The following is a 6,425-nucleotide window of genomic DNA, read 5'->3' on the forward strand; positions in this document are numbered from 1 at the left end:
CTCATCAGTTCTTTTCTATATTGTAGCACTTTGTAAATACGAATGCACGTTCTTATACAAAAAACCTCTGCAAATGACAGAGGTTCTCTTTTTCTATTCATTTTTCGTTAATTGCAGTGCTTTTTTAATATCTTTAAAGGAGTTGGACTTTCCGTACATTAATACGCCGCCTCGGTATACACGAGCGCCAAAAATCGCTAAACCAACAATGGTCCCTATTAGGACGGCAATACCAAGCATTGCCTCCCAGATTGGTATTGACAGCATACCGACCCTTAGGAACATAATCATTGGCGTAAAAAATGGAATAAAGGAAGTAATCGTAATAAACGGAGCATCCGGCTTCCCGAGCCCAAACATCGCAATCATAAAACCTGCCACGACCATTAAGGTCATTGGTGTAATCATTTGCTGGACATCCTCAATGCGGCTAACTAAAGAACCTAAAAATGCCGCAAGTGTAGCATACAGGAAGTAGCCTAAAATAAAGAACACTATCGCATAAACAATTGTTCCGATTGGCACGTCCCCAAAGCCATAAACTCCCCAAAATCCGTCTTTTAAAGATTCCATATTGCTTGTTAGTGAATAATAGCCGACAATCAAGAATACCGCCAGCTGCGTTAAGCTTAATAAACCAATTCCAAAAATTTTTGCAAACATTTGCTTAATTGGGGAGACACTTGAAATTAATATTTCCATTACCCTTGATGACTTTTCCGTTGCCACTTCCATCGCAATCATATTGGCATACATGATGACAGAAAAATAAATGATAAATAACAGAATATATACTAGACCCCTCGCCTGATTCAGTTCCTCTTCTGATTTTGCATTTTTCTCTAGAGCCACTTTTTCAAAAGCTGCCGGCTCATACAGTTTTTGCAGCTGTGCTTCGGTTAAATTTATTTTGGTGGCTGATTGCATGGTTTTTAGCTGCTGAAGGCCTGTTTGCAGATCAGTAAATAAGGATGAATCAGCGATACTCATAGCTTTATAGGTAGCCTCTGGCAGCCGCTCCTCATTAAAACGCAGCTGAATTAGCGCATCGAAATCCCCAGCTTCCACATCCTTTTCTGCTTCTTTATCACTTCCATTATAGTTAGTAAGTTTAATATCTTTATTAATAGCAGTAATCTGCTGTTTAAATGGTTCATAAAGTCTGCCCGTTTCATCTAGGACAGCAACTGTCTCCTTCCCGCCGCTCTTGTCAAAAAGATTAATGATATTATTGATATTTGTAAGACCGAGGACAATTACAACTGTCAATATCGTTGTAATAATAAAAGATTTACTTTTCAATTTGTTTAAGTAGGTATGGAATAAAATAATCCAAAAACTATTCATACGAGTCACCTACTTTCTCGATAAAAATATCGTTCAGAGACGGTTCTTCCAAGGCAAATTTCCGAATGAATCCTTTCCCAACAATCTGCTTTAAGATACTTTCCGCCACCTTTTCGCTTTCGATTTGTAAGAGAACCCCTTCCATTGTCAGCCTTGCCTTTACAACACCAGGAAAATCTTGTAACGATTGCAGCGGGAAATCGGCATGAATGATCAGATTCTTTTTTCCAAATGATCGTTTTATCTCTTTTAACGATCCGTGAACAACTGGTCTTCCTTTATGCATAATACATAAATGTTCACACAGCTCCTCCACATGATGCATTTGATGACTTGAAAACACAATCGTGGTCCCATTTTCTTTTAATGCTATAACGGCATCTTTTAATTGTTCAACATTCACTGGATCGAGTCCGCTGAACGGCTCATCAAGAATTAATAATTTCGGCTTATGTATCACGGCAGCAATAAATTGAATTTTTTGCTGATTCCCCTTGGACAGTTCTTCCACCTTTTTGTTCTCGTATTCTGGTACTTTAAATTTTTCCAGCCAGAATCGTAATTCCCTTAAAGCTTCTGTTTTCTCCATCCCTCTTAATCTTGCTAAATAGACAATCTGGTCCCGGACTTTTAATTTTGGGTATAGCCCTCTTTCCTCGGGAAGATAGCCGACTATATGACTCGTTGAATAATTTAGCGGCAGCCCGTCCCAGCTGATTTTTCCTCCGCTCGTATCAAGCAATCCTAATATCATTCGAAATGTAGTTGTCTTACCGGCACCATTTGCTCCTAAAAAACCGAATATCTCTTTCTCCGGAATCTCTAGTGATAAATTGTTAACAGCAGTAAATTGTCCAAACCGTTTCATTACTTGTTTCAGTTTCAGAACCAAACTCCTCACTCCTTTCCTTCTACCCATAAATATACCATATTATGGTTTTAATTTCCCTTTTGCACAATTTAAAGAATTGTGCAAAAATAAGGGTAATAGTCTTTAAAAAAGGGGGTTTTTAAAAATGAAAATATACAAATTAACAGCATTTGAAGCAAATGGAGAAAAAATTATCGATGAATCCTTCCAGGCTGATAATGATGATGCAGCCAAAGAACTAGGAGAAAAGCTTTTGGCAGAAAAAAATTTATTAGAAAAAACTCACCGCTGCACATCTCCTAGCGGTAAGCTGCTGTTGTTTCATGCATAAATTTTTTAATGAAACAGGGCGCATAATTCATTTATGCGCCCTTCCATTTTATTTTCCAATAAATGTTGGTTTCCTTTTTTCAATAAATGCTTTGATTCCCTCTTGGTGGTCCTGAGTTTCACGCATTTTCTGCTGCCCGTATTTTTCTAGTTCTAATAGTTTTAATAATTGCGGACGGTTCTTTTCGGCTAAAATCTTTTTCGTCTTAATCATTGCCTGCACAGGCCGGCTTAGCCAATCTGTAACTCTAATATGTACAGCATCCTGCAGTTCGCCATCCGCTACTTCTTGTATCAGCCCCAGTGAAAACGCTTCCTCTGAAGTCATCACTTTACCATCCCATATAACCTGCTTTGTCCTTGTTTCCCCTAATCGTTTTTCTAAAAAGAAATGTGCTCCCCCATCAGGAATTAAGCCAATTCCAATAAAATTCATTGCCAGCTTGCTGTCTTTGTCAGCGATAATATAATCGGTCGCCAGCGCTAAACTAAAGCCTAATCCAGCTGCAGCCCCTGTAACTGCACTAATGGTTAGCTTCGGCAGGCTGTAAAGAGTAATGACAAGTTCATTAATACATTCCATTACCGGATAAAATTCGGATGGATCCGAATTAGATAGCATCGTTTTAATATCGCCGCCGGCGGAAAATGCTTTCCCTTTTCCAGTTATAACAACAATATCAACATCATCCGAATCTCCTATTTCCTTTAGTCTGCAGACAAGCCCCTTAATCATGTCTATGTCCATTGCATTTAATGATTCAGGTCGATTCAATTCAACAGTTGCGACCCGGCCATCTACCTTCACGTTTACCTTATCGGTTACATAATTGGCTGGCATTTCTTCCCCTCCCATAATTTTTCAATTATATTATATATGAAATAAAAGTATTAGAGACATAATTTATGAACTATTTTGCAAATAGTTAATAGGACAAGCAGGATGAGCTCTTGTCCTATTCTATTAATTTATTTATGAACTTCCTTTTGTACCTGTTCACGCAGTGTGCGCTTTAGAAATTTTCCAACGGATGTTTTTGGAATTTCCTCAAGGAAGAGAATATCATCCGGGATCCACCATTTCGCAAACTGCGGTTTTAAAAAATCTAATAACTCTCCCTTTGTTGTTTTTCCTTTAAATGTCTCCTTTAACACAACACAGGCAAATGGACGCTCCTGCCATTGATCATGAGGGACAGCTACAACCGCTGCCTCAAATACCGCTTCATGTGCCATTAACGCATTTTCCAAATCCACCGATGAAATCCATTCACCGCCGCTCTTAATTAAATCCTTGGTACGGTCGACAATTTTAACAAAACCTTCTTCATCAATGCTAACCACATCCCCGGTGTGGAGCCAGCCATCATGGAATGCATCCAATGTCCGTTCATCCTTATAATACTTAGAGGCAATCCATGGCCCCCGCAGGCATAATTCGCCCATTTCCTTGCCGTCCCAAGCAACTTCGCCATCCTTACCGACAATTTTCATTTCCAAGCCTGGAACAAGTGTCCCTTGTTTTGACCGCAGTTCTAGTTTTTCCTCGGGATCTAACTCCTCTTGGTAACTTTTTAACGTAGAGATGAGGGCAAGCGGACTTGTTTCAGTCATACCATAAGCATGTTTAAATGGAATGTTATACTTTTGTTCAAATGTCTTAATCATTCCTTTCGGTGCAGCTGACCCGCCGCATAAAACAGCCCGTAAGCTGCCCATGTCCCAGGACCCGGATTCAAGTTCTTTTAATAAACCCAGCCAGATGGTCGGTACCCCTGCAGTTATGGTAACTTTTTCTGTTTCTATTAATTCTGCCAATAATTTTGGCGTAAAATACGGTCCGGGCAGGACTAAGGTGGACCCGAACCATACACCTGCAAAAGGAATCCCCCAGGCATTTACATGGAACATCGGCACAACCGGCATGGCAATATCTCTTTCGCTAATTCCGCCGCCATCTGCAAGTCCAAGCGCCAAACTGTGGAGGACGATGCCTCGGTGTGTATAGATAACTCCTTTTGGGTTTCCGGTGGTGGCTGATGTATAACACATACCAGCCGGGTCATTTTCATTGATGTTTTCAGGGAAATGGTAGTTAGGATTTGCTTCGGTTAAAAGCTTTTCATAGTGGTAAACAGGTGAGAGTGTTGTTTCCGGAAGTTCATTGTCGTCAGTCATAACGATAAATGCCTTCACAGTCTTTAATTCTGATCCACATTTTTCAAGCAAAGGCAGGATATCTGGATCAACTAGAAGAACCTTGTCTTCTGCATGGTTAATGATATAGGATATATGCTGTGGTGAGAGCCGGATATTAATTGTGTGTAAGACAGCATTCATACACGGAATTGCAAAATATGCTTCTAAATGGCGGTGGTGATTCCATGCCAGTGTTCCTACTTTATCTCCTTTTTCTATTCCTAATTTAGTAAGACTGTCCGCAAGTCTTTTGGTCCTCTCCGCAATTTGCTTATAGGTAAACCTGTGAATCCCGCTTGCGGTCCTTGAAATGACTTGTTTTTTTGGAAAATATAGTTCCGCTCTTTTCATCATTTGTGTCATCGTTAAAGGTGTTTGCATCATAGCTATAACCACTCCTTTAATGAAAGCGTTTTAGTCTCATAGTATTCTATGAGACTGTTCCTCTAATTTATTCTACATTGTGGATGGAGATTCCTTTATTAAGAACAATTTTCAGACGAGGATGGGCTGATATAGAAATGTAACAAAAGGTTCATAAATTGCCTCTTCGTTTTTTTATAGAATAGTAGTAGATAAAATTTTTAAAAGGATGGTGAATTATGTCTATTTCTACTATGCCTCGCCCCATATCAAATGAGTTAGTTATTTTGCGATTGTTAAATGCGCGAATGGAACTATCCGAACATGACAAATGGAATTATGCAAGGCTTGAAAAAGGTTTTGATGGTGAGTTGAAATTTGATCAGTTGACCGATGTGTTAGTAAACAATGGTATCGTCATTAAAGGACTGCTTCTTGAGGTGAATGACATCGAATTTCAAATTGATACAACCATCATATTTCAAGGGATTATATATCTTTTTGATGTTAAAAACTATGAGAATGACTATTACTATGAAAATGGGAAACTGTATAGTAAAAATGGAAATATCGTTACCGACCCTTTGCTGCAATTAGAGAGATGTGAGTCATTATTTCTTCGGCTTCTCAAAGATCTTGGATTTGATATTCGAGTTGTGTGCCGCCTTGTCTTCATCAACCCCGAATTTACCCTCATGCAAGCACCGCGAGACTCTCCGATTGTATACCCGTCGCAAGTAAAACGTTTGATGAAACAATTAAATGAATTCCCGTCTAAATTAACAAAGAGGCACGAGGATCTAGCTAGGAAATTGATTTCTTTACATAAACCTGTCTCATCTAATATGAAGCTGCCGGCTTATGGTTATGAGCAGTTGGAAAAGAGGATCATGTGTAAATTGTGTTACTCGCGGTCAACCATTGTGCAGCATAATTTTATTGTGTGCGGAACGTGCGGACATCGAGAGCTGGTTGATTATGCTGTAGTGCGGAGTGTCAGGGAATTGTTGGTGCTGTTCCCGGGGATTCGGATTACTACTAATTTGGTTTATGAGTGGTGTGGCATAGTAGAGTCAAAAAAAATGATTGGAAGGATTTTAAAGGAACATTATAAGGCAATAGGTTATGGACAATGGACTTATTATATACCTAAATAAAATCAACTGGATTACTCGCAATTATTTCTATTTAGCTACCCGTTGCTCTTTTTTCTCTTGAGCTCGGTCGCCAATAACCCCTATTGGCTACCCGTTGCTCTTTCTTTTCTTGTGCTCGGTCGCCAATTACCCCTATTGGCTACCCGTTGCTCTTTTTT

At 39.3% G+C, this 6,425-nt stretch carries 6 protein-coding genes; 2 read left to right on the forward strand and 4 right to left on the reverse strand.

The window, feature by feature from the left end; genetic code table 11:
• Positions 1-93: 93 nt before the first annotated feature.
• Positions 94-1,347, reverse strand: a complete 1,254-nt coding sequence (locus IE222_RS10535) for an ABC transporter permease (protein WP_191272521.1) — start codon at positions 1,345-1,347, stop codon at positions 94-96.
• Positions 1,340-2,239, reverse strand: coding sequence for an ABC transporter ATP-binding protein (locus tag IE222_RS10540; RefSeq protein WP_191272523.1), 900 nt, complete (start codon positions 2,237-2,239; stop codon positions 1,340-1,342). The genes IE222_RS10535 and IE222_RS10540 overlap by 8 nt, the downstream gene beginning before the upstream one ends.
• Before the next feature lie 124 nt (positions 2,240-2,363).
• Here IE222_RS10540 and IE222_RS10545 point away from each other — a divergent pair, with 124 nt between their 5' ends.
• Positions 2,364-2,549, forward strand: coding sequence for a YhzD family protein (locus IE222_RS10545; RefSeq protein ID WP_191272525.1), 186 nt, complete (start codon positions 2,364-2,366; stop codon positions 2,547-2,549).
• Between the two features lie 48 nt (positions 2,550-2,597).
• On the opposite strand, the gene IE222_RS10550 is transcribed toward IE222_RS10545, so the two are convergent.
• Both IE222_RS10550 and IE222_RS10555 read right to left on the reverse strand, forming a co-directional pair.
• The gene (locus IE222_RS10550) at positions 2,598-3,389 is read right to left on the reverse strand and encodes an enoyl-CoA hydratase (protein WP_191272527.1); all 792 of its coding nucleotides are present in this window, start codon (positions 3,387-3,389) and stop codon (positions 2,598-2,600) included.
• A gap of 128 nt (positions 3,390-3,517) precedes the next feature.
• Positions 3,518-5,131 (reverse strand): long-chain fatty acid--CoA ligase, encoded by a 1,614-nt coding sequence (locus tag IE222_RS10555; RefSeq protein ID WP_191272529.1) that lies wholly within the window; start codon positions 5,129-5,131, stop codon positions 3,518-3,520.
• A 218-nt stretch (positions 5,132-5,349) separates the two neighbouring features.
• Between IE222_RS10555 and IE222_RS10560 the strand changes: the two genes are divergently transcribed.
• Positions 5,350-6,267 carry a nuclease-related domain-containing protein gene (locus IE222_RS10560; protein ID WP_191272530.1) on the forward strand — a complete coding sequence of 306 codons (918 nt, stop codon included), beginning with the start codon at positions 5,350-5,352 and terminating at the stop codon, positions 6,265-6,267.
• Positions 6,268-6,425 lie beyond the last annotated feature (158 nt).

This window comes from Neobacillus kokaensis (genome assembly GCF_014656545.1).
GTDB classification, from domain to species: Bacteria; Bacillota; Bacilli; order Bacillales; family Cytobacillaceae; genus Neobacillus; species Neobacillus kokaensis.

Excerpts from the sequence above, each read along its gene's own strand:
- IE222_RS10535 (WP_191272521.1), bottom strand. The coding sequence starts at position 1,347 with ATGAATAGTTTTTGGATTATTTTATTCCATACCTACTTAAACAAATTG.
- IE222_RS10545 (WP_191272525.1), top strand. The coding sequence starts at position 2,364 with ATGAAAATATACAAATTAACAGCATTTGAAGCAAATGGAGAAAAAATT.
- IE222_RS10550 (WP_191272527.1), bottom strand. The coding sequence starts at position 3,389 with ATGCCAGCCAATTATGTAACCGATAAGGTAAACGTGAAGGTAGATGGC.
- IE222_RS10555 (WP_191272529.1), bottom strand. The coding sequence starts at position 5,131 with ATGATGCAAACACCTTTAACGATGACACAAATGATGAAAAGAGCGGAA.
- IE222_RS10560 (WP_191272530.1), top strand. The coding sequence starts at position 5,350 with ATGTCTATTTCTACTATGCCTCGCCCCATATCAAATGAGTTAGTTATT.